Origin of the sequence: Parvularcula maris, from assembly GCF_024505085.1 — a bacterium.
Lineage (GTDB): Bacteria > Pseudomonadota > Alphaproteobacteria > Caulobacterales > Parvularculaceae > Parvularcula > Parvularcula maris.
This window is the reverse complement of the sequence record NZ_JANIBC010000001.1, coordinates 183,537-206,012: the sequence shown is the minus strand read 5'-3', so window position 1 is coordinate 206,012 and position 22,476 is coordinate 183,537. Positions and strand designations below refer to the sequence as shown.

General features: G+C 64.9%; 17 protein-coding genes and 1 tRNA gene. 8 read left to right on the top strand and 10 right to left on the bottom strand.

The window, feature by feature from the left end; all coding sequences use genetic code 11:
- Window positions 1–159: 159 nt before the first annotated feature.
- Window positions 160–1,500: a transposase gene (locus NOG11_RS00960; RefSeq protein WP_256617750.1), complete on the bottom strand. Its 1,341-nt coding sequence runs from the start codon at window positions 1,498–1,500 to the stop codon at window positions 160–162.
- A 1,582-nt stretch (window positions 1,501–3,082) separates the two neighbouring features.
- Between NOG11_RS00960 and NOG11_RS00955 the strand changes: the two genes are divergently transcribed.
- Both NOG11_RS00955 and NOG11_RS00950 read left to right on the top strand, forming a co-directional pair.
- Window positions 3,083–3,310 (top strand): hypothetical protein, encoded by a 228-nt coding sequence (locus NOG11_RS00955; RefSeq protein ID WP_256617749.1) that lies wholly within the window; start codon window positions 3,083–3,085, stop codon window positions 3,308–3,310.
- 11 nt (window positions 3,311–3,321) lie between these two features.
- Window positions 3,322–3,636, top strand: a complete 315-nt coding sequence (locus tag NOG11_RS00950; protein ID WP_256617748.1) for a hypothetical protein — start codon at window positions 3,322–3,324, stop codon at window positions 3,634–3,636.
- A gap of 377 nt (window positions 3,637–4,013) precedes the next feature.
- Here the strand turns inward: NOG11_RS00950 and NOG11_RS00945 are convergent.
- Window positions 4,014–4,103, bottom strand: a tRNA-Ser gene (locus NOG11_RS00945).
- 206 nt (window positions 4,104–4,309) lie between these two features.
- Between NOG11_RS00945 and NOG11_RS00940 the strand changes: the two genes are divergently transcribed.
- The 4 genes from NOG11_RS00940 to edd are packed head-to-tail and all read left to right on the top strand — an operon-like array spanning window position 4,310 to window position 8,682.
- Window positions 4,310–4,777 (top strand): CC0125/CC1285 family lipoprotein, encoded by a 468-nt coding sequence (locus NOG11_RS00940; RefSeq protein ID WP_256617747.1) that lies wholly within the window; start codon window positions 4,310–4,312, stop codon window positions 4,775–4,777.
- A gap of 11 nt (window positions 4,778–4,788) precedes the next feature.
- Window positions 4,789–6,237 (top strand): glucose-6-phosphate dehydrogenase, encoded by a 1,449-nt coding sequence (gene zwf, locus NOG11_RS00935; RefSeq protein ID WP_256617746.1) that lies wholly within the window; start codon window positions 4,789–4,791, stop codon window positions 6,235–6,237.
- Window positions 6,230–6,889: a 6-phosphogluconolactonase gene (locus NOG11_RS00930; RefSeq protein WP_256617745.1), complete on the top strand. Its 660-nt coding sequence runs from the start codon at window positions 6,230–6,232 to the stop codon at window positions 6,887–6,889. Before zwf ends, NOG11_RS00930 begins: the two co-directional genes overlap by 8 nt.
- Window positions 6,890–6,900: 11 nt before the next feature.
- Window positions 6,901–8,682, top strand: a complete 1,782-nt coding sequence (gene edd, locus NOG11_RS00925) for a phosphogluconate dehydratase (protein ID WP_256617744.1) — start codon at window positions 6,901–6,903, stop codon at window positions 8,680–8,682.
- 455 nt (window positions 8,683–9,137) lie between these two features.
- Here the strand turns inward: edd and NOG11_RS00920 are convergent, their stop codons facing one another.
- From NOG11_RS00920 to NOG11_RS00895, 6 genes are all read right to left on the bottom strand, one after another.
- A complete protein-coding gene (locus NOG11_RS00920) occupies window positions 9,138–10,502 on the bottom strand; it encodes an MATE family efflux transporter (protein WP_256617743.1) in 1,365 nt (454 codons plus the stop codon).
- A gap of 92 nt (window positions 10,503–10,594) precedes the next feature.
- Window positions 10,595–11,953 carry a CoA transferase gene (locus tag NOG11_RS00915; protein ID WP_256617742.1) on the bottom strand — a complete coding sequence of 453 codons (1,359 nt, stop codon included), beginning with the start codon at window positions 11,951–11,953 and terminating at the stop codon, window positions 10,595–10,597.
- A gap of 246 nt (window positions 11,954–12,199) precedes the next feature.
- Window positions 12,200–14,584: a response regulator gene (locus NOG11_RS00910; RefSeq protein ID WP_256617741.1), complete on the bottom strand. Its 2,385-nt coding sequence runs from the start codon at window positions 14,582–14,584 to the stop codon at window positions 12,200–12,202.
- Window positions 14,581–15,105 carry a YfiR family protein gene (locus NOG11_RS00905; RefSeq protein WP_256617740.1) on the bottom strand — a complete coding sequence of 175 codons (525 nt, stop codon included), beginning with the start codon at window positions 15,103–15,105 and terminating at the stop codon, window positions 14,581–14,583. Before NOG11_RS00905 ends, NOG11_RS00910 begins: the two co-directional genes overlap by 4 nt.
- Before the next feature lie 86 nt (window positions 15,106–15,191).
- The gene (feoB, locus tag NOG11_RS00900) at window positions 15,192–16,994 is read right to left on the bottom strand and encodes a ferrous iron transport protein B (protein ID WP_256617739.1); all 1,803 of its coding nucleotides are present in this window, start codon (window positions 16,992–16,994) and stop codon (window positions 15,192–15,194) included.
- Window positions 16,991–17,230, bottom strand: a complete 240-nt coding sequence (locus NOG11_RS00895; protein WP_256617738.1) for a FeoA family protein — start codon at window positions 17,228–17,230, stop codon at window positions 16,991–16,993. Before NOG11_RS00895 ends, feoB begins: the two co-directional genes overlap by 4 nt.
- Before the next feature lie 155 nt (window positions 17,231–17,385).
- On the opposite strand from NOG11_RS00895, the gene NOG11_RS00890 reads away from it, so the two are divergent.
- Window positions 17,386–19,140 carry a M2 family metallopeptidase gene (locus tag NOG11_RS00890; protein ID WP_370468207.1) on the top strand — a complete coding sequence of 585 codons (1,755 nt, stop codon included), beginning with the start codon at window positions 17,386–17,388 and terminating at the stop codon, window positions 19,138–19,140.
- Between the two features lie 485 nt (window positions 19,141–19,625).
- Here NOG11_RS00890 and ypfJ read toward each other — a convergent pair whose 3' ends face one another.
- Both ypfJ and NOG11_RS00880 read right to left on the bottom strand, forming a co-directional pair.
- Window positions 19,626–20,498: a KPN_02809 family neutral zinc metallopeptidase gene (gene ypfJ / locus NOG11_RS00885; RefSeq protein ID WP_256617736.1), complete on the bottom strand. Its 873-nt coding sequence runs from the start codon at window positions 20,496–20,498 to the stop codon at window positions 19,626–19,628.
- 35 nt (window positions 20,499–20,533) lie between these two features.
- Window positions 20,534–20,995, bottom strand: coding sequence for a DUF2721 domain-containing protein (locus NOG11_RS00880; protein ID WP_256617735.1), 462 nt, complete (start codon window positions 20,993–20,995; stop codon window positions 20,534–20,536).
- Window positions 20,996–21,100: 105 nt separating this feature from the next.
- On the opposite strand from NOG11_RS00880, the gene NOG11_RS00875 reads away from it, so the two are divergent.
- Window positions 21,101–22,441 (top strand): alpha/beta hydrolase family protein, encoded by a 1,341-nt coding sequence (locus NOG11_RS00875; RefSeq protein ID WP_256617734.1) that lies wholly within the window; start codon window positions 21,101–21,103, stop codon window positions 22,439–22,441.
- The last annotated feature ends 35 nt before the right edge of the window (window positions 22,442–22,476 follow it).

The window sequence follows — 22,476 nt, the reverse complement described above, 5'->3', positions numbered from 1 at the left end:
TGGCCGATGTCTGCAATTGGATGATGCCGTTGAAGAAGTCGGCGCCAGGCGCGATTGATGCCCCTCGGCGATTTCGCCGTCGCGCTGGTAGCCTCCGTTGAGGCCTCTTCTCGGCTGGGTCCGTTACCAGATCATGACCTCAGCCAGGTCGGTCGGCCACTACGCTACTCTGCACGCTAGCTTCCGAAGGTTTTGGACTGCGGCTGCGAGAAGGAACTCGTCCTGAGCGCCGGTCGGACCGCGAAGCCGCAGCCTGCGGAAGCCGAGGTTCTGTTCGAGGTGGGCGAAGGCCATCTCGACCTTCTTTCGGTCCCGCTGGGAGACCTCGTAAGCCTCCGTACGCTGTAGTTCTCTCACTTTGTCGCGGGCGTCTTCGTGGATCGAGCGTGGCAGCTTGCGCATCGGTAGGTTCGGGCAGCATTTTGGTTTGAGCGGGCAAGCGTCGCAGTCGGCCTTCAGGGCATAGTAGCGGTAGACCTGATCCGGCGGCGGCTTCGCTTTCTTCGCTCGCGCTTCTCGGCGGAACCGTTTGAGCTTCTTGCCAGCTGGGCACGTGTACGCATCTTCTTCGGGATCATAGGTGAAGTCGCCACGGCCAACGCCATCGGCTTTCTTCCGATCTGGCTGCGCGAACAGCGCAACATGCGGCTCGATGCCTTTCTCCTTCACCATCCACGACAGCATCTCGGCACTGCCGTAAGCCTTGTCCCCCATGAGACGCTTCGGTTTGAGACCGAACCGCTCCTCGGTCCTGTCCACCATCCGGCGGGAGGCAGCGACCTCGGCTGGTCTCACCGCAGGGCTCGCTTCGACGTCCACGATGACCGACGCCTGGACGTCGACGAGGTAGTTCGTTGCCCAGGCGAAGTGCGCTGGCCCGCCATGAGCACAGGTCCACTGCGCTGCAGGATCGGTCAGTGAGACACGTTTCTTCTCTGTGACCTTGGGCCCGTCATCTAATGCATCGAGATACTCGACAACCGGACGGCTGGCGATCTGTGGATCCTCCCAGTCGACAGCCTCACCTTTCCAAGCAGATCGGTTCTTGCTCGCGTCGGCATGTATCAAGGAAGCGTCGGTCGCGAAGCCTTCCCCGCCGACCAAACCGTCAGCCATGCAGCGGCGTACCGTGGCTTCGAAGAGGGATCGGAACAGACCTGCTTCGCGAAACCGGCCATGGCGCGCTTTCGAGAAGGTCGAGTGGTCAGGTACCCGGTCTTCAAGCCCGAGGCGACAGAACCAGCGGTAAGCGAGGTTGAGATGCACCTCCTCGCAGAGACGCCGCTCCGACCGGATGCCGAAGCAATACCCAACGAGGAGCATCCTCACCATCAACTCGGGATCGACCGACGGCCTTCCAATCGAGCTGTAGAAGGGGCGCAGCTCGCTCAGGTCCAGGAACCGGTCGATCCGACGAAGGAGATGATCCTGAGGAACCGCATCTTCGAGCGAGAAGGCATAAAACAGCTTCTCCTCGCCGCCATCGAGCTTACCCATCATGCCGAACGTTCCCTCCGTCAACTGATGAAGTGAATCACTGTTCGGGGCCGCTCGCACGCTCCTTTTTCAACGGCATCGGATATTTCGTGACATAGTCACACACAACGACAACCCAAGTGCGGAGAGTGGGACTTGGCTAGCGCTTTCGAGATATTGTCCCTCTCAAGCGGGGCAGCCTGACAAGTAGTCACTTCGATCTCCAAATCAGCGTTTGCGTTGGGATATATCTTCGGCAACGCAAACGCTGACTCAATCGGAATGAGGAACAGCCCGGGGGTCATTTCCGGCTCGCCATCATGTTTCGGATGAGTGTCGCTGCTCTCTAATCCAGACGGTTGCGAACATACCGTTGTAGCGCCCAATCTGCGGCCTCTAGCTGATCTATCGGCCTGCCCCGAAAGGCCGAAGGGCAAGTTAAGGGTTGGAACGGCAAGAGGCCAATCCCGAAAGGGCTGCCCCAGGGGCAGAAAGAAGCGGCGCGTGCGCGCGAAAGGGCATCGGAGCGATGCAGCTGTCGCAACCGAACCGTCTGGCAGGGTTTGCTTCAGTGACAAGGGTTGTCGAAGCTGCTTCAGCGAACGGACGATAGCGGGTCTTCTGTACCATCTCGCTGATGGGCTCCTGAACCGGGTCGCGCCCTCGTGCGTGCCCTTTCCCCTTTTCTAGATAAGGGCCTTTCCTCTTCATCCCTTTCCTTTCGCCTTTCCCTTTTGAAGTTGGAAGAGGGCCGCGCGTGCCTCGCGAGGTTGGGCCAGTACCGGTGCGGCGGCGTTGTCGCCGCGTTCTAAGCCTTTTCATGGCCCAATCTTCCTTAGGAAGAGCAACTGACACAGCTCGACACGATGTGATCCGGAAGGCGCATTTTCGGTTTGACGTCCCAAAAGGTTCTGGCGCAGTCTTTCTCCATCCAGGGCCGCTGCGGCAGTCTTGGTAGTTGGTTGCTGCGGCAGCTGGCGATGAGGCACCTGACCGAGAAGGGTCGCAAGACGCTCGGTGTCCATTCGGCTGCGTCCGGTATTCGGTTTTGTACACGTAAGCTCTGCCGACGGCAGGGTGGGTGCAAAAAGGTTACAATCGTTCGGACGGGCGCGTTCTTGTCCCGGTAACCGGGCCACCAGGCCTTCGATCATTTCGACTGCGCCCCTCCGGTGAGTGGGGCATACGGGCATGAGGCTGCCTCAGACGGCTGCCAAAAAGGTCCGGCATAACAAGCTCGGGCACAGACTCGGGCAGACGACTACCGGCACTCTTCGTGCCGCTGCGTTCGCAATGCGCAGCAGCATGGACGAGTACGCCTCTTTGGTGCCGCAGCCGAAAGGTAGCGGCAGGCCAAATACACGCAGTTCCTGAAGGACCTGCTTGGAGAGACGTGCGGGGTTTATCCGTGCGCTTACTAGGCTGCGTTTTTCCGCGAACGCCTTCTTCTACACCAGATGCCGAGCACCGGCGGTCCCTTCATAGCGCGCGGATCTACCCATGCGCTCGGGCCGAGGCGTCCTCTTCACACACGTTTTCCCGCCTGCCCATGCGCGCAAGCCCGCTCCTCTGCGTGCCGATCCAAAACCTAAGGAGACATGCATCCATGTCAGAAGAAGTGAAGATGGTCGGTATCGCCGATCTGGAGAAGAGTATCGGCCTGCCGCTCACCGCGAGCGAGGTCACCGCGCTGGTCAGAATGGGGCTCTTCCCCCTGCCTGAGCAGCTCGACCCAGCAGGATGGACGCAAGCCCGTCTCTCAGCATGGCGAAGGCTAACCCTCGCCCCGCCGGACGGTATTGCGGGTCGTGCTCACGGGGCGGGCGAGGCATGAGGAGGCTGAGTTTGGTAGACCGCTCTCACCACGACGGCACGGACTTCCGCTACGAGAGCATGCTGCCTCTCCTGTCCAGCCATCATCCGGACCTGGGGTCGAAGCCTGAAGGGCATGTGTCCTACGCCGACATGGTGAACAGGGGTCTGAGGTGCCCAAAAGAAGTGCTTTTGTTTCTCATCGAGACAAACAACTTCCCGGCACCCGTCTCCATGAGCCCCATGCTATGGACAGATGCGAGCTTCACGGATTGGATAGCGAGGGTCCTCGAGCACCAAGAGAAAAGCGGGCGCACGATCCCCTTCGTGACGGAGGACGCGGAATGACGATGCCGACGTTCAAACCTCGACCTGCGTTCGTCACGTACGAAGAGCTGGAAGGCTTCTTGGGCTTCAGGCCCTCGAAACCAACCGTCTACCGATGGATGCGGAAGGAAGCCTTCCCGGACAGGGCACAGGTGCCAGGATGCCGCCGCCTGATGTGGTGGCGGCGCGACCTCGAAACCTGGGTGGAGAGCCAACGCTCCTGACCACCAAAAAGACCCCTGGCAGCACGCTGCCGGGGGTCACACGCGGTCATAAGACAACATCTGACCCCAAAGCCTACCGTAACGTCCTGGGGGGTTGTGTGGGGGATTGGGCTGATAGAGATGGATACTAGCAGGCGATTTTCGAAGTAAATCCAGGCGTTTATCGAGCCAAAATGGCGGAGAGAGAGGGATTCGAACCCTCGGAACGCTTGCACGCTCAACGGTTTTCGAGACCGCCCCGTTCGACCACTCCGGCACCTCTCCATCGCGAGCGGCGCGGGGGGCGTGGTCTCGCTCTTCGGTCGAGAGCTGGCCGCGCCGGGGCGCGGGGGGCGACCACGTCGGCGCCTCTTGCGTAGGGGCGGGCGAATAGACCAGGGGGGCGGGGCTTGGCAAGGGGAAAACCGCTCGCGCGGCCTTGTTGCAGGTGCTGCTTGGCGGCCCGCCCGTCTCGCCTTAACACAAGAGCTATGAAGCACCATCAGATGGCCGCCGCCGCCCTTGTCTTTCTCGCCGCCGGATGCGCCGGAACCCCTGCCTACGGCCCTGCCGAAGGGTCGGGCTTCGGCTATCGCGAGCAGGCCATCGAGACCACGCGCTACCGCGTCAGCTACAAGGCCAAGAGCCCCATCGAGGCCGAGGACGGCGCCCTGCGCCGCGCCGCCGAGCTGACCCGGCAGAAGGGCTTCGACCACTTCACCGTGACCGCCCGCAATGTCGACCGGGAGCGCAGCGCCTCGCCGCGCTCCTCTGTCGGGATCGGCGGCAGCACCGGGGGCAGGCGCTCGGGCGTAGGGCTCGGGGTCAGCGTCCCCTTGGGCGGGAGCGGCAGCGAGAGCGCGACGGCGAGGCTCGAGATCGTCATGGGCAACGGCGCCAAGCCCGACGATCCGCGCAGCTACGACGCCGCCGCCGTTCTGTCCAACCTCGGCAGCTAGGGAGAAAGGCGATGACGGCCGACACTTTCGTCCTCTTCGGTGCCACCGGGGACCTTGCCAAGCGCATGCTGTTCCCCTCGCTCTACCACTTGCACCAGGAAGGGTTCCTGCCCGATCACCTGCGCATCATCGCCTGCGCCCGCTCGCCGCGTAGCCACGAGGAGTTCCGCGCCGATGTCGAGGCCTCGGTGAGGGAGCGCGGCGGCAAGGAGATCGACCACGATCTCACGCCGTTCCTGGAGCGGGTCTTCTATCTCAGCCTCGATGTCACGACACCGGAGGGGTATGACGAGCTCTCCCGCATCATCCACGAGGGCGGCTGCGGGAAGGAGGTCGTCTACTACCTCTCCACCTCTCCCTCGATCTTCGGTGAGGTGTGCCGCGGGCTCAAGAGCCACGGCCTCGCCGACGCGCCGAACCGCTGCGTGGTGGAGAAGCCCATCGGCTACGACCTCGAATCAAACATCGAGATCAACGACACGGTAGCGAAGGCGTTCTCGGAGGAGCGGACCTTCCGTATCGACCACTACTTGGGCAAAGAGACGGTGCAGAACCTCGTCGCCCTGCGCTTCGCCAACCGCATCTTCGAGCCGCTTTGGAACTCCGAGACCATCAAGAGCGTGCAGATCTCGATCTCCGAGACGGTCGGCGCCGAGGGCCGCGGCGGCTACTATGACGAGTACGGCGCGATGCGCGACATGATGCAGAACCATCTTCTGCAGCTCCTCTGCCTCGTCGCCATGGAGCCCCCCTCCAGCCTCTCCGCCGAGGCGATCCGCAACGAGAAGGTGAAGGTGCTCAAGTCGCTGGCACCGATCACCAAGGACAATGTCGAGTCGAAGACCGTACGCGGACAGTATAGTGAGGGCTTCTGCCCCAATGGCGGTCAGGCGCCGAGCTACCGCCACGACGTCGAGAACCCTGATAGCGGCACGGAGACCTATGTCGCCGTCGCCGCCGAGATCCAGAACTGGCGCTGGGCCGGCGTTCCCTTCTATCTCGAGACGGGCAAGCGCATGGCGGAGCGCAAGACGCAAGTTGTCATCGCCTTCCGCCCCCTGCCCCACTCCATCTTCGGCCAGGGCGTCAGCGAGAACGAGCTTCACATCGTTCTGCAGCCTGAGGAACGCATCACCCTGCAGATCATGAACAAGCAGCCCGGCCTCTCCGCCGAGGGCATGCCGCTGGAGGAGCTGCCCCTCAACCTATCCCTGGTGGAGCGCAACAACGGCGCGAGGCGGCGCATCGCCTATGAGCAGCTCATCCTCGACGCGCTTCTCGACAACCCCTCCCTCTTTGTGCAGAGGGATGAGCAGGAGGCCGCTTGGCGCTGGATCGACAGCATCGCCGATGCCTGGCGAGAGCGCGGCATGGAGCCGAAGGGCTACCGCGCCGGAAGCGCCGGTCCGTCAGCCAAGCACGTCCTGACCGAACGTAACGGGGATAGCTGGTATGAGTGAGCTTCGAACCTTCGACGACCGCAAGACGCTGCAGCGCGCCGCTGGCGAGCTGATCGCCTCCACCCTCCGTGCAGCGATCGTCGAGCGTAGCGAGGCGCATATGGCGCTATCGGGCGGCTCCACGCCCGGTCCTGTCTACGAAGCTCTGTCCACGAAGGAGAGCGTGGATTGGGAGAAGGTCGTCGTCACCCTCGCCGATGAGCGTCTGACCCCTTCGGAAGACCGCACGAACTCCAACCAGGCTCTCGTGGAGAGCACCCTCCTTCAGAACGCGGGACGTCATGCACGGTTCAGGGCGCCGGAAGCGGGGCGGGACCTGCCCATCCAGGACCTCATCCTTCTCGGCATGGGCGGCGACGGGCACTTCGCCTCGATCTTCCCGCAGCTTCCGAACCTGGAGGAGGTGCTGTCGGGGGACGCGCCCGACGTCATGCATGTGGCCCCGGACCCCTTACCCGACAATGCACCCTATGAGCGCCTGACCATGTCGCTACCGGCCATCCTCCGTGGGCGCAGCATTCTTCTTCTCATCACCGGGGAGGACAAGCGCGAGGTCTTCGAGGAGGCCAAGCGCTCCACCCCGCGGGAGCACCCGATCAGCGCGCTCCTGGCTGCCGAACCGGCGCAGCTCGTCACCTACTGGGCTCCATAGGAGGACCCGCCATGACCCACACCGTTCAGGACATAACCCGCCGCATCGAAGAGCGCAGCCGGGAGGCCCGCGCCGCCTATATCCAGAAGTGCGACGCCATGGCAGGGCGCCCACGGCGCGACGGCCTCTCCTGCGGCAACCTCGCCCACGGCTTCGCCGCCGCGGAAGCAGGCGACAAGCTCCGCATCAGGACGGGCGGCAAGAATATCGGCATCGTCACCGCCTATAACGACATGCTCTCGGCCCATGCGCCGTTCAAGGACTATCCCGACCAGATCAAGGAGGCCGCGCGCAAGGCAGGCGGCACGGCTCAGGTCGCAGGCGGCACCCCCGCCATGTGCGACGGCGTCACCCAAGGCCAGGACGGCATGGAGCTCTCGCTCTTCAGCCGCGACGTCATCGCCATGGCCACGGGCATCGCCCTGACCCACGACATGTTCGACGCTGCCGTGTGCCTCGGCGTCTGCGACAAGATTATCCCCGGCCTCCTCATCGGTGCACTGAGCTTCGGCCACCTGCCCATCCTCATGATCCCGGCGGGGCCGATGACCTCGGGCCTGCCCAACAAGGAGAAGGCGCGCATCCGCGGCCTCTACGCGCAGGGCAAGATCGGACGTGAGGAGCTCCTCGAAGGCGAGATGGCCTCCTACCACAGCCAGGGGACCTGTACCTTCTACGGCACCGCCAACTCCAACCAGATGATGATGGAGATGATGGGTCTTCACATCCCCGGCGCCGCTTTCGTCAATCCGGGCACCCCGCTTCGCCAGGCTCTCACCGAAGCGGCCACGAGGCGCGTCCTCGAGATGGGGACCGAGCACCGCCTTGCCGATATCGTCAGCGCGGGAAGCATCGTCAACGCCATCGTCGGGCTCCTCGCCACCGGCGGCTCGACCAACCACACGCTGCACATCGTCGCCATGGCGCGAGCGGCAGGGGTGATCGTGACCTGGGAAGATTTTGCCGATCTCTCCAAGATCACGCCGCTTCTGGCGCGGGTCTACCCCAACGGCTCGGCCGACGTTAACCACTTCCACGCGGCGGGCGGCATGGCCTTCGTCACCCGCGAGCTCCTCGAAGCGGGTCTTCTGGCCACGGATGTCGTCACCGCCGTGGGCCACGGTATGGAGGACTATACCAAAGAGCCTTTCCTCAAGGGCGACGAGGTGGTCTGGCGCGATGGCCCTACGAAGAGCCTTAACGAGGACATCCTCCGCCCCGCGAGCAACCCTTTCGCGGCGCAAGGGGGCCTCAAACTTCTCGAAGGAAGCCTAGGCCAGTCGGTCATCAAGACCTCCGCCGTCGATCCCCAGCACCGCCACGTCAAGGCCCCAGCCATCGTCTTCGACACGCAGGAGGAGTTCCTCGACCTCTTCAAGGCAGGCAAGCTCGAGCGCGACTTCGTCGCTGTACTGAGGTTCCAAGGCCCTGCCGCCAACGGCATGCCGGAGCTGCACAAGCTCTCGCCCCCCATGGCGGTCCTCCAAGACAAGGGCTTCAAGGTGGCCCTCGTCACCGATGGCCGCATGTCGGGCGCCAGCGGCAAGACCCCCGCCGCCATCCACGTCACCCCCGAAGCCCTGCGCGGCGGCCCCATCGCCAAGGTGCGCGACGGGGACATCGTGACCTTGGACGCCGAAGCCGGTACGCTGACGGTAGAAACCGACGACCTCGAAAACCGCGAAGCCGCCCAGCACCGCGTCAACAGCCATGACGGCCTAGGCCGCGAGATGTTTGCCCCTCTAAGAGCGGCCGTCAGCCCCGCCAATGAAGGGGCGTGTACTTTGTTTTAGTGGCGCTACCGCTCGCTCGCGCTCGCTACTTGAGCGCCGGCTCGACTTCGCTGCGCTTCGCTCGCGTTCTTGGCGAGAGAGGTTTGTTCTCTACCTTCTCCCTCCTCCTATCAGGGCGGGGGGACCGGCCGCCAGTAGTAGGGTGGACGCGAGCAGCGGCCACCTTGCGACGGTTGGGTCGTGGGAAAGGTGCCCGCCTACCTGCGTCCGCCCTACGAACTTCTCCCCGCTTCTTTGCAACAACTGCCTAGCGGCAGCTATGAGTGCTGAACCACCTCCCCCACCGGTTTCCCACGGCGCAGCGCAGCGAAGACCGTGGGACCCATCACCTGAAGGCAGAACGAGAACGCACCAGCAGGAGCTGGGCACCACGGTCTTCGCCGTGGTGAGCGCCAGAAAGAGACGGACGAAAGGGTAAGCGGGCGAACGGGTACTCGTTTGCGACAGGTAACACTTCAAGCCGCCTGCAGTACGGCTTCACCCGTCCGCCCCCGGTCCCGCATGGCGCGGAAGGTCCAGAACCAGACAACCACACCCGCGCTCATATTGGACAGCGCAATGCCCGCGAACACCACCCAGGAGGGCCACAGGATCGAGGCGCCGTAAGCGAGAGGCACGTAGAGGACGAAGCTCCTCAGCATGGTGACCAAAAGCCCCGTCACCGCCTTGTCGACGGAGTTGAGCGCCGCGCTCGCCGTGATGACGATGCCGTATCCGCCCAGGGTCAGCCCGACGATGGCGAGGTAGCCGCGGGCGAGGTTCTGCACCACCGTGTCGTCCGAGAACAGCGCCGCCATCGGCCCGCCGAGAAAGAAGAACGCTCCTCCCAAACCCAGACCGCACAAGACGACGAAGAAGAAGCTGTCGCGCACGGCCCTTCGGCTTCTCGCCCGCTCGCCCTTGCCCCAGTTCTGCCCCGTCACCGGGCCGATGGCGCTGGAGAGGGCCAGCATGGGGATGGTGGCGAAGGTCTCGATGCGGCTCGCCACACCGAAGGCTGCCACCGTCTGGTGGTCGTAGGTGGCGAGGATAGCCGTCACGATGCTGATCGAGACCGGGTTGATCGCGTTGCTGCCCGCCGCGGGCACGCCGACCTTCAGCACCTTCCTGGCCGAGCTTGCGAACTCGCTGGAGCTGGGCAGCGCTCTCGTCAGAAGGTGGTCCCGCCTTGTCGCCACCCAGAACGCGGCGATCATCATCACCGCCCTCGCCCCCAACGTGGCCCAGCCCGCGCCCTCGACGCCGAGGGAGGGGATGGGGCCGACGCCGAAGATGAGCAGCGGATCCAGCGCCACGTTCACCGCCGCCCCGCCGACCATGATCAGGCTTGGCGCCACGCTGTCGCCGTTCGCCCTGATCAGGCCCTGAAGGACGATGGGGAGGATGAGGAACGGCGCGCCTACGAACCAGATGCGCATATAACCGACGATCATGCCGAGCACTTCCCCCTCCGCCCCGATCAGGGAGAAGAGAGGCCGCGCCAAGAGGAACCCCGCGCCGCAGACCAGTGCCGACAGAAGGGCCGCGATCACCACGCTGTCCGTCGCTAGCCGCTTGGCCTCGGACCCCGCGCCGCTGCCGATGGCGCGGCTGAGGACCGAGGTCGCGCCCGCGCCTAGCCCGATACCGAGGCTAGTCACGGTCAGCACGATGGGGAAGGTGAAGCTGATCGCCGCCAGCTCCTCGGTGCCGAGCTGGCCGAGGAAGTAGGTGTCGGCGATGCTCACCGAGATCACCCCGGCGACGCCGAGGACCATCGGCAGGCCGAGCCGTGCGAGATGGAGGGATACCTTGCCTTCGGTCAGGTCACGTTGGGGCAAGGCTGTCTCCGCTTCTGCGTGGCGCTAGGTCGCTGATGTAGGCGGGAAGCCCCAAGGCCCCAACCGCCGGGCTGCGCAAGACAGCCTTGAGGTCAAGGGGAGAAGGCGGGTTCGTGGCGGCGGAGCGGCCCTGCCTCCACCGGCCAAGAGGGTTCTGCGCCATTCAGCGATACAGGGAAACGCAGCCTCTCGGCAGCGCCCCAGAACGTAGGTTCATCGACGGTCGGAAGGGCACCGTGCCCCTCTCCCGTGATTTCGGACCTCGCGAAGGGCGTCAGCAGGCAGGCGGTACGCGCCAGGGAGAGTTTGGCGGTGAGGATCGTGCCCTGCCGCCTCGCCCGCAAGGCCTGCAGCGCCGCCGCCGCCATCAGATAGCCCGTTGCGTGGTCCAGGGCCTGGACCGGCAGCGGAAAGGGCTTCTCGCTCCCTGCCGCCCTCATACCGTGCTCGGCAATGCCGCAGCTCATCTGCACCAGGCTGTCGAAGCCGCGCCGCCCTGCCCAGGGGCCGCTATGCCCGTAGGCCGACAAGGACACCTCCATGAGGTCCGGGTTGAGGCTGCGCCGCGCCTCCTCACCGAAGCCGAGCCCCTCGATAGCACCGGGCCGGTAGCCGTGAACGAACAGGTCCGCTTCGCGCAGAAGCCCTGTGAAGCGCGCGCGGTCCTGATCCCGGCGCAGGTCCAGCCCGGCGCACCTCTTCCCGACGCAGACCTCGGGCACCAGACCCGGCTCCTCCCAGCTCGGCGGGTCGATCCGCAGGACCGAAGCGCCCCAGGCGGCCAGGAACCTGGTCGAGACGGGACCGGCCAGGACCCTGGTGCAGTCGAGGACTTTCAGTCCCTCGAGCGGGCGGACCGGGTTGTGCGGAAGGTTTGCACCCCTTTGCGCTGGCCTCCCCGCCCAACGCACCAGCGGCTCTGCGGCAACGGCCATCCCTGCTGGATGGCTGCGCCACGCATCGAGGCCCCGCATCGCTGCTGCAGCACCGCCTTCGGCCTGGATCGCCGCTTCCAGCTCGCCCGCTTCCCAGCCCGATACCGCGCTAGCCACCGCCTCCCGGTCAGCCTCGCAGTCAAGGACCCGCAGAGCACCAGCGCGGTGGTGGTCCGCAATGGTATGCAGCCTGATCCAGCCATCCCCCGCACGGTAGTCGCCGGTAATCGCATCGAAGGCGGAGGGGATCTCCCACCCCTTCGCGCGCAAAGTCATGCCGAACCAGCCATCGACCAGGCTCGGGTCGACAGCATGGGCATACGGCCTCGCCAAGGCCTCTTCGCAGAACTTGGAGAGCGCAGAACCAGCAGCGCTTACACTGGCGAAAGCCAGGTCCGATACGGGAAAGGCAGAAGGCAGTTCCTGGGCATCCGGCCTGGAGACGAGGTCGATCTCCAGCCCGCCTGGCGCTTCGAGGCCCTTGGCGATCTCAGCGGCGATGTCGTTGTGTTGCATGACACGAAGCTTCCACAGGACATCGCGGAAAAGCAATGGAGTCCGTGAGCGAATGAAGAGTGGGTCGAACCGTTTTCCTTCAGCCTCTTCCTTTGCGCTCACCTCTCCCTCCGGGAGAGATCGAAGGCTGCGTAGCAGGCTTCGGGTGAGAGCGTTCTTTGTGCTTAGCTCAGTTCACTATTCGCCCTCACTCGACATCGAAGATGTCGATCTCTCCCTAGGGAGAGATGAGGACCCCTGCAGCCCCTAGGCCGCGTCCTCCGCGATCCACTGGCGGATCTTCGCGACGAGAGCGTCCTGGCGTAGCGGCTTGGCGATGTAGTCGTCCATGCCTGCCTCGCGGCAGCGCTTCTTGTCCTCCTCCATCGCATGGGCGGTAGCGGCGATGATCGGTACACGTCTGAAGCTTGTCGAGCGTTCATAGGCTCGGATGGCCTGGGTCGCCTCAAGCCCGTCCATCTCCGGCATGGAGACGTCCATGATGACGAGGGCGAACTGCTGCTCCTTGAAAGCCTCCACCGCCTGCTTGCCGTTCTCGGCGAGGACGATGTCGAAGCCCATGGAGGAGAGCATGGAGGTGACCACCATCTGGTTCACCTTGTTGTCCTCAGCGATGAGGAGCTTGACGCCTTCGGCCTTGGTTTCCTCTACTTCTTCCGCCTGCGGACGACCGGGAACCTGGGCCTTGCCGTCCTCGTCGACGCGGCCTGCATCGAGAAGGCGCTTGGTCTGTTCGGCACCCGCCGCCACCATCGCCTCGGTCACGGCGCGGACCAGCGGCTCGATACGGTAGGGCTTGGAGACGAAGGCGGTCATGCCGTCATCCTTCGTGGGCTGACCGATCTGGGAGGGGGCCGCCAGGACGATGAGCGGCTTGTCGCTGATCTTCTCATTGCCCCTGACCAGCTCACGCAGCTTCTCGCCGGGGAGGTCAGGCAAATCGTGGTCGGCGATGATGATGTCCGGCCCGCGGCCCCTGTCCAGAAGCTCGAGCGCCCGCTTGGCGTTGGGGGCGCTCTGCACCATGGCGCCCCAGCTCTCGATCAGCTCGTCCAGCACCTGGCGGGTCTGATCCTTATGGTCGATGACCAGCACTTTGAGGCCGCTCATTGCGCCCTTGGGCATGTTGATCTCGACGCCGCTCGGCTCTGCGGGAAGCTGCAGGTCGAAATAGAAGGTCGAGCCCTGCCCCTCCTCGCTGGTCGCGCCGATGCGACCGCCTGCGAGCTCCACGATGGACTTCGAGATGGAAAGGCCCAGCCCCGTGCCCTCATAGCGGCGTACGGAGGACCCGTCAGCCTGCTCGAACTTCTCGAAAATGCGGCTCAGCTTGTCCTTGGCGATGCCGATGCCGGTGTCGGAGACCTCACAGTGAAGGTCTACCTTGCCCAGGCGTTCGGCGCCGGTGATATCTACACGGACGGTCCCGTCTTCAGTGAACTTGACGGCGTTGCCAAGGAGGTTGGTGATGACCTGGCGGATGCGCCCGCCATCGCCGATGAAGCTCTCGGGCAGGTCGGGCTGGTAGCGGACGATCAGCTCGAGGTCCTTCTCCTCGGTGGTGCCTGCGACAAGGGATACCACGTCATCAATGGCCTCCCTGAGGTTGAAGGGCGCGCTGATCAGCTCGAACTTGCCCGCCTCGATCTTGGAGAAGTCGAGGATGTCGTTGATGATGGTGACGAGGCTCACGCCCGAGGACATGATGACGTTGGCAAGGTCCCGCTGGGAGGCGGTCATGTCGGTTTTGAGCAGCATCTCGGTCATGCCGATCATGCCGTTCATCGGCGTTCTGATCTCGTGGCTCATATTGGCCAGGAACTCGGACTTGGCCCGGCTCGCCGCCTTGGCCTTCTCGGTGGTGACGAAGAGCTGCTCGGTCCGTTCGCGGACGGTCTCTTCGAGCGTCTGGTCGCGCTGGGATATCTCCGACAGCATGGCGTTGAAGTTCTCGGTCAGCCGCCCGAGTTCGTCCTCGGAGCGCTTCTCCACCCGCTGGTCGTAGTCCCGCTCGCCGCGCACCTGCCCGATGGCGCTGTTCATCTTGCTGATCGGGATGGTGACGAAGCTCGCCACCATGCGCGCCAGCACCCATGAGATGGCGAGGGCGAAGAGAAGAACCGCGATGCCGAGGCGCTTGTAGCGTTCGATGCGGGAGACCAGCCGCTCGCTGGAGACCCGGACCTGCAGGGCACCGATGGTTTCCTCGTCCGTGATCACCGGGGTCTGGATCGCGAACGCCCCCTTGAGGCTCGCGCCGAGGCTTTTGTCGATGGGCAGCTCCACCGGCTGGCGGTCCTGGCCGAGCGGCAGGGTCGGGCTGACATAGCTCGCCTTGACCGAGCCGTCCTTACCCAGAACGAAGGCGGACTGGATGTCCGACACCCCCGCCAGGGCACCGAGATTGGCCTCCATGGCGCGGCGGTCGTCAAAGGTGACGGCGGCGGCGATATTGGTGGCGGTGACCTCCGCGAAGCCCCGGCGGTCCTTGAGCAGTTCGCGCCGGAAGGTCTCGGTCTCCAGCACGACGAAGCCCGCATAGGATGCCATCAGCACCAGGACGGTGGTCGTCATGATGGAGAAGGTGATCTTCCAGTAGATCGGCAGCTTGCTGGCGAGGGGCGGGATCACGGCAGCACCTCTGCCATGGAGAGGAGCTGCGCGCTGATCCTGAGCGGATGGTCGCGGATGACATCGGCGCTGACCACGATGGTGGGCGTGATGCCGCCGGTCTGAAGCTCGATCATCCCGCCCATGGCGGTGAAGCCCGAAGACGGCGAGACCGTCAGCACCGGCTCGTGTCCGAGGCTGGCGACCGCCTCCTTATCCGCGAGGCCAGCGGAGAAATAGACCGCATGGCAGGGCCGCGAGCCCATGGCGCTTGGCGCCAATGTATGCAGGCTGACCGTCAGCCCACGCACCTCTTGACCAGCGACGGAGGAGAACGCGGTGATGGCCGGGTCGTCGTCGCGCAGGCAGATGCGGAAGGTGCTGCCGTAGTCCCTCTCTTCGGGCCACTCGGCGAAGCGTGCGAGGTTGACGAGCATGCGCGCGTGGTCGTGCGAGGCGCCCTGCCCCGCCGCGGCGGAGCCCGGCAACACGACGCCTAGCCCCATGGCTGCAACCAGCCTTCTCGCCCGTTGACCCAACATGCTCTCAATTCTCTTCCCTGAGAGCGCTTCTAGCCTAAGGCGATAAAGCTTTGCCTAAGGAGCAATAAGGGTTCTGTTAAGCATGATCAGGCGCCGAACACCCTGGCGGTCCAGTAGGTGATACCTGCGGCGAGATAGGCCAGCGCGAAAAGGTAGCCGACCATGAACCAGGTCCACTTCCACGAGTTGGTCTCGCGCCGGGCCACGGCGATGGTCGAGATGCACTGCGGCGCGAAGACATACCAGGCGAGGAAGGCGAGGGCCGCAGCCAGGCTCCACTCGTTCTGAAGCACCGCGGCAAGCCCCGCCTCGTTCTCCTCGGCGTTCTGAACGGCGTAGACCGTGCCGAGCGCGCCCACGGCGACCTCGCGGGCGGCGAGGCCGGGCACGAGGGCGATGACCATCTCCAGGGTGAAGCCGATGGGCTTGAAGAGAGGCTCGATCAGGCCGCCCAAACGGCCGGCGAAGCTCTCGCGCAGCGTGTCGCCGGGATAGCTGATGAGGAACCAGAGGACGACCGAAACGGTGAAGATGATCGTGCCCGCCCGGCGGAGGAAGACCACCGACCGGCGCCAAAGGCCGAGGGCGAGGTCCTGAGGCTGCGGCCATTTGTAGGAGGGCAGCTCCATGATGAGGGTCTGCCTCGCGCCCGGAGCCACGAACTTCTTGAGCGCCAGCGCGACCACGAGACCGCTAACGACTGCTGCGAGGTAGAGCCCGAAGAGGACCAGCCCTTGGGTGCTGAGGGGTCCGGTCTTGGTGGCGGGCACGAAGGCGGCGATGAGCACCGCATAGACCGGAAGCCTGGCCGAGCAGGTCATGAGCGGCGCGACCAGGATGGTGACCAGGCGGTCACGCTCCCCCTCCATGGTCCGCGCGGCCATCATGCCGGGGATGGCGCAGGCGAAGCTGGAGAGAAGCGGGATCACCGCCCTGCCCGATAGCCCCGCCCGGCGCATCAGCTCATCGGTGAGGAAGGCGGCCCTCGCCATGTAGCCGGACATCTCCAAGACCAGGAGGAAGAAGAAGAGGATGAGGATCTGCGGCAGGAAGATCACCACGCTGCCGACCCCGGCGATGATACCGTCCACGAGGAGGCTCTGCAGCCAGCCCTCCGGCACGGCAGCCTCCACCAGGCCAGCCAGCGCAGCGGCGCCCGCCTCGATCTGCTCCATAGGCCAGGCGGCAAAGGCGAAGACCGACTGAAAGACGAGGAAGAGCACGGCGGTGAGGATCGCCAGACCTGCGACCGGGTGCAGGAGGATGCGGTCGGCGGCGCCGGCCTTCGTCTCCGCCGGTTCGGCGGTGACCGCGAGCTCGGTGAGCTCCTTCGCCGGGGCAAGGTCAGATTTTGAGATGGCCGCACGGCCGAGCTCGATCGCCTCGCCGATGGCCGTGCGCCCGGCCTTGCGGGGGGCGGTGGTGGCGAAGACGGGCACGCCCAAGGCCGTACTCAATGCTCCCGTATCGAAGACGAAGCCGTCCCTCATAGCGAGGTCGGACATGTTGAGCGCCACGATGCTGGGAATGCCGAGGGCCAGGACCTCCCGCGCGAAGGGCATCTGGCGGCGAAGCTGTCCCGCATCGAGCACGATGACCAGCATGTCGGGCCTGGGAAGCGCTTCCGAACGCCCGCCAATGACATCGAGGGTCACGCGGCTGTCCGCGCCCCTGGGCGTCAGGCTGGCGATGCCCGGCAGGTCAATGATCCGCGCCTCGCCGAGCTGACCCTCGGCGAACTCCACGGTGACGCCGGGATAGTTGCCGATCTTGGCCCGGCCACCGGTGAGGCCGTTGAAGAGGGTGGACTTGCCCACATTGGGCGGGCCGACCAGGGCGACCGTCTTCTCGTCCGCTTCGACCGGAGGCGCGGTGTCGAGGGGGCTCATACCGGCTCCACCATCAGCGCGTCGGCCTCGGACTTGCGCAGCGCGATCACCGTCCTTCCAAGCCGTACCGCCAGCGGCGAGCCGCCGAACAGGCCGCGGCTCTGTACCTCCACCGTCTCGCCGGTCGCAAAGCCCTGCTCCTGAAGCTGCGCTGTGAGCGCTTCGTCACCTCGGAACGAGACGATCCGTGCCGGGGCGCGAAGCTTGGACTGGCTGAGGGGGAAGAAGGCCTGCATCCCGCCTCACTTCCACAATTGCGAGGCGTTTGCAATTGCGTGTCTCTAAGGTGGCAAGGGAGTTCCATACTGCTACATCACGGGCTGGAAACGCCCATGGGAGTCCTGAATTGCATAAGAAACTGACCGCCGCGCTGCTCCTTGGCACCGCGTTGATGCTTCCCCTCGACGCCGCTGCCCAGCGCGCCACGAAGAAGAACGCCGAGGCCTTCATCGCCAAGGTGGAAGAAGAGAAGAAGGCGATGGACGAGGAGGGCGCCCGCATCGCCTGGGCCCGCGCCACCAACATCACCTACGATACGAGCTGGCTGGAGGCGAAAGCCAGCGCCCGCTCGACCGAGAAGGCCGTCGAGTGGGCCAACGAGGCGAAGCGCTACGACCGCCTCGACCTCTCGCCCGAACTTCGCCGCAAGCTGGATATCCTCAAGCAGTCGATCACCCTCCCCGCCCCAAGCGCCGACGGCGCGGCGTCGGAGCTGGCCGAGATCACCACGCGCTTGGGCAACACCTACTCGACGGGCACGATCGAGTTCGAGGGCGAGACCGTCCCCCAGAACCGCACCGAGACCCTGATGCGCGAGCTGCGCGATCCGGCCAAGCTCGAGGAGGTCTGGACCAAGTGGCGCGAGCAGTCGAAGCCCATGAAGGAGGACTATGTCCGCATGGTCGAGATCGCCAATGAGGGCGCGAAAGAACTCGGCTATGACGACCTCGGACAGATGTGGCGCTCGAACTACGATATGGACCCGGACGAGTTCGCCGCCGAGGTCGACCGCCTCTGGGACCAGGTGAAGCCGCTCTACGAGAATGTTCACTGCGCGGTGAAATACGAGCTCAACGAGGAGTATGGCGACGAGGTCGTGCCCCTCGACCAGCCGATCCGCGCCGATCTCCTCGGCAATATGTGGGCACAGAGCTGGGGTTCGATCTACGACCTCGTCAAGCCTGAAGGTCTCGAGGCTGAGGGTGTCGATATCGGCGCACTTCTGGAAGCTCAGGACTACACGCCCTTGAAGATCGCCGAGACGGCGGAGGGCTTCTTCACTTCGCTCGGTTTCGACGACCTGCCCGAGACCTTCTGGGAGCGCAGCCAGATCACCAAGCCCGCCGACCGCGAAGTGGTCTGTCACGCCTCGGCCTGGAACCTCGACAGCGAGGAGGATATCCGCATCAAGATGTGTACGGAGGTCAACGCCGACGACTTCCAGACCATGCACCATGAGCTCGGTCACAACATCTACCAGCGCGCCTATGCGGGTCAGGACTATCTGTTCAGAAACGACCCGAACGACGGCTTCCACGAAGCCATCGGTGACATGGTGGCCCTCTCCATCACCCCTGCCTATCTGCAGCAGGTGGGGCTTCTGGACGAGCTTCCTTCGGAGGACGCGGACCTTCCCATCCTGATGCAGAAGGCGCTCGACGGCGCGGCCTTCCTACCCTTCGGCCTCCTGGTCGACAAATGGCGCTGGCAGGTCTTCTCCGGTGAGCTTCAGCCCGATCAGTGGAACGAGGGCTGGTGGGCGCTGCGCGAAGAGTACCAGGGTATTCGTCCGCCCAACGATCGTCCTGCCGACGCCTTCGATCCGGGCTCGAAATACCACATTCCGGGCAACACGCCCTACATGCGCTACTTCCTCGCCCGCATCTTGCAGTTCCAGTTCTACAAGGCCGCCTGCGACCAGGCCGGTTGGGAAGGCCCGCTTCACCGCTGCTCCTTCTACGGCAACGGGGAGGTTGGCGCTAAGTTCAACGCGATGCTGGAGAAGGGCAATTCACAGCCCTGGCAGGACAGCCTCGAAGAGTTCACCGGCACCCGCGAGATGGACGCCTCGGCCATGGTCGAGTATTTCCGCCCGCTGATGGACTATCTGGGCGAGCAGAACGAGGACAGAAGCTGCGGCTGGTAAAACGTAGGGCGGAACACCGTAGGTGATCCGCCTAGCAACCTTACCCACTGAAGTGGCGGATCGCTGCGCGTTCCGCCCTACAGGCGGTCTAAGTCGAAGTCATTCCGGGGCACCCGGAGGGTGAGCCCGGAATCCATCATCGGTCAGGTTCGGTCTTTTTGGGACCATCTCGTCATCAAACCGCTTCGATTCTGGATCTCGAGCTCTGCTACGCGGCCCCGAGATGACCGCTTTCTTCGTCCGTAGGCGCTCAGGAAAGGGGGGTGCCGCAGTGGGGACACCAGGCGATTGTGATCCCCCCTCCTCCGGCATCGTCCGCGATACGGATGTACCAGCCTTTCGCCGCGCCCCACCACTCGTATCGAAGGTCGAAGGCGCAAGTCGCCGTATGACCAGCGAAAATGTCGCAGCAAGGCTCGAAGTTGTCTGGTAGGCAGGTTGTTCCTTCCAGACAGTACTTCGCGTGCTCTGTGTCCATGCGCTCCCTACAACCGATCCGTATTCAGCGTATCACAGGCCGACATGTCCCGTGCCTGATAGCCCGTGGCGAACCAGCGCTGGCGCTGCTCGCTCGTGCCGTGGGTGAAGCTGTCGGGCACGACGCGGCCTGACGATCTCCGCTGCAGCGTGTCGTCGCCGATGGCGGCGGCGGCGCGCAGAGCCTCCTCGATGTCGCCCTGCTCGAGCTGGATCTGCGTCCGCCCCGCCCACACGCCCGCGAGGCAGTCCGCCATCAGCTCCAGGCGCACGGAGTACTCGTTGCGCTCGGCGTCGCCCCTGGCCCGCTGCTGGGCGGAGCGCACCTGGTCGGAGATGCCGGTGACGTTCTGGATATGGTGGCCGACCTCATGGGCGATGACATAGGCCTGGGCGAAGTCGCCCGGCGCGCCGAAACGCTGGGACAGCTCGTCGAAGAAGCTCGTGTCGATATAGACCTGGCTGTCCGCCGGGCAGTAGAACGGCCCCACCGCCGAGGTCGCGCCGCCGCAGCCCCTCGTCGTGATCCGGCCGGCGAAGAGGTTGAGGATCGGCTCGGGATAGTCGCCAAGCCCCTCCTCCTGGAACACGTCGTTGAAGACGTTCTCGGTGGAGAGGAGCACCGCGCCGACGAGCTGATCGTACTCGGACGTTGCGGCCTCGTGCGAGCCGGAGGAGTTCGAGCCGAGCGGGCTGAGTCCCGTCCCCGACAGAAAGAAGAGGCCCGCGCCTAGGACCACCACGCCGATGATGCCGAACCGGCTGAACACCATACGGAACAGGTAGAAGAGACCCACCAGCCCCGCCCCGCCGAGGCTCGATCCCCCCTCGCCGCGCCGGTTGCGGATATTGTCGGACTGGCCGAAATCGTCAAAGCGCATGGAACTCTCCCTAAGATCGCCTCGCGAACACTCCTTCAGCGCAAACGTTGCTCCCCCAAAAGCTCTGAACGCACCTGCAGCGAACGCGAGGCCACAGCGATCTCGCGCAGGAAGAAAGCGAGCCCCAGGGTGAGGAACGCCATGGTCAGGATGAAGAGCGCCGCAATGGCCTCCGCCGCCACGGGAATGCTGGAGGTCAGCTCCTCCACGAAGAGCAGCGCGACCACGAAGCAGACGAAGAGCGCCGAGATCGAGGTGGTGTAGATCGCCCGGTTGGCGGCCCTGATCCGGCTGCCCAGCACCGCCAACTCGACCTGGTGGCGCATGAGGAGGTCGGCCTCCTCCCCCGCCTCGATCATGCCTTCGAGAAGCCGGGCGCGGTCCACCACCCGCCCGAGCCGCGCGGTCATGACGTTGAGGAGCGCACCGATCCCCGCCAGAAGGAAGATCGGCGCCACGGCCAACCTGATGGCCTCGGCGATGGGGAGGTTCTCCATGGAAAGGTCCCTGCGCTGGCTTGGAGGTAGCGGTCAAGAAGCGCTGCGTCCTCGGCTTGACCCTGCCCGCGGCGATCTCTTCCCTGGCGCGGAGAGGGAGAAGCCATGTCGATGATGATCGCCGCGCTGGCCGCGCTGCTGACGCTCCAGACGGAGGGTGCACGCCCCCTGGCAGGACACTATACCGGCGCGATCATCCAGGACGGCACGCCGATCGTGGTCGAGATGGAGGTGAGGGCGGACGGCGAGGCTGTCACCGCCGTCTCCCGCTTCCCCGAATGGCTCTGGTACGAGCCCTCCGCCGACCTCGTGCGCGTGACCGAAGAAGGCATCGTCATCGAAGGGTTCTATGGCGGCGACGCCGTGCTGCAGCGGGACCCCCGCTTCGGCCAGCTCGTCGGCGAGGTGGCGCGCGACGAAGGCAGCGTCCGGGTGCATCTCAAGCCGGTCCCGCCCCCGCCGCCCCTGGCCATTGAGCTTGAGGAGGTGCGCTTCACCAGCCGAGACGGCACCGAGTTCTCCGGCACGGTCGTTCTTCCCTCCCGCGTGAAGGCAAGCGCGGGCATCGTGCTTCTTCACGGGCGAGGCTGCGGCACGCGCTCCTTGGGCGAGGCGAAGCAGTACGCTCTGCGCGGCATGTCGGCGATCACCTTCGACAAACGCGGTGCTGGCGAGAGCGGCGGCACCTGCGAAGAGGCGAGCCATGAGAGCACCGTGGCCGACGCCGAAGCCGCGTTCCTCGCCCTCGCCCGCCACCGCCGGACGGATGCTGCGCGTATCGGTCTTCGCGGCATCTCGGCAGGAGCCTGGACCGCGCAAGGTTTGACGGAGAAGCGCCTGGCTGGCCGAGGCCCCAAGCCCGCCTTCCTCATCACCTGGATAGGCCCCGCCACCTCGATCAGACAGCAGCAGCTCGGCTCCGCCCGCCCCTATGCCAAGGCGAACGGCCTTCCTCCACAGACCGCAGCGCTTGCCGAGGAGGCGGTCCGCATCCTCACCGACCCCCGGCTCGGCGACGACGCAGCCTATGAACGGCTTGCCGCCATCAGGGAGCAGGCCGAGGCGGAGGGGTGGTACGCCGGCATGTTCGCAAACGACGACCTGCCCTCCTCTCCCGGCGAGATGGACGGGCTTTTCCTGCGCCGCTTCCGCTACGACCCCTCGGCCTTGTTGTCAGAGCTCGAAAGCGTCCCCTACCTGGCTGTCTTCGGAGCGGATGACCCGATCGTTCCGCTGCGCGAGAACCTGGAAGCACTGAACGCTATCGAAGAGGCTGGAGGAACGCTGCGGACCATCGTCGTGCCGGGTATCGGCCATACGCTCGAACATGGCGATCAGCGCGCCGCGCTGCCCGGCGGCGGCGCGTTCCTCAAGACCGATACCGTCGAGCCTGCCTTCCTGACCGCCACGATCCTCTTCCTCACCGAGCACGGCTTCATGCCCTAAAGGGAACCATCGCTCGCCTCTGACCGTTTCAGCCC